Origin of the sequence: Micromonospora sp. ANENR4 (genome assembly GCF_015354395.1) — a bacterium.
Lineage (GTDB): Bacteria > Actinomycetota > Actinomycetes > Mycobacteriales > Micromonosporaceae > Micromonospora > Micromonospora aurantiaca.
In genome coordinates, this window is the sequence record NZ_JADKYQ010000047.1 from 1 (window position 1) to 724 (window position 724).

The following is a 724-nucleotide window of genomic DNA, read 5'->3' on the forward strand; positions in this document are numbered from 1 at the left end:
GTCGAACGCCGGCCGTTGAGCGACTACGACCGGATGTTCGGCCTGGACGAGGTGGCTGCGTGATGGCCACCAAGACCAACAGCCGCAACCTGGCCTCGGAGATCGCGTTCCTCACCCGTGCCCTGAAGGCGCCGTCCCTGGCCGCCTCCGTCGAGCGCCTGGCCGAGCGGGCCCGGGCAGAGTCGTGGACGCATGAGGAGTTCCTCGCCGCCTGCCTGCAACGCGAGGTCGCCGCCCGCGAAGCCCACGGCGGAGAAGGACGCATCCGGGCCGCCCGCTTTCCGGCCCGCAAGAGCCTGGAGGAGTTCGACTTCGAGCACCAACGCTCGCTGAAGCGGGAGACGATCGCCCACCTCGGCACCCTCGACTTCGTCGCGTCGAAGGAGAACGTCGTCTTCTTGGGCCCGCCCGGCACCGGCAAGACCCACCTGTCCATCGGCCTCGGGATCCGGGCCTGCCAGGCAGGACACCGCGTTGCGTTCGCCACCGCCGCCCAGTGGGTGTCTCGCCTGGCTGATGCCCACCACGCCGGCCGCCTGCAAGACGAACTGGTCAAACTCGGCCGGATCCCGCTGCTGATCGTCGACGAGGTCGGCTACATCCCCTTCGAAGCCGAAGCCGCGAACCTGTTCTTCCAGCTCGTCTCCAACCGCTACGAACGAGCCACCCTGATCGTCACCAGCAACAAGCCCTTCGGCCGCTGGGGCGAAGTGTTCGGCGACGA

At 68.5% G+C, this 724-nt stretch carries 1 protein-coding gene; it reads left to right on the forward strand.

All coding sequences use genetic code 11. The features are described from left to right. Positions 1-62: 62 nt before the first annotated feature. Positions 63-724, forward strand: a 662-nt coding sequence (istB, locus tag IRY44_RS30440) for an IS21-like element helper ATPase IstB (protein WP_194803570.1), incomplete at its 3' end; no start/stop codon positions are given.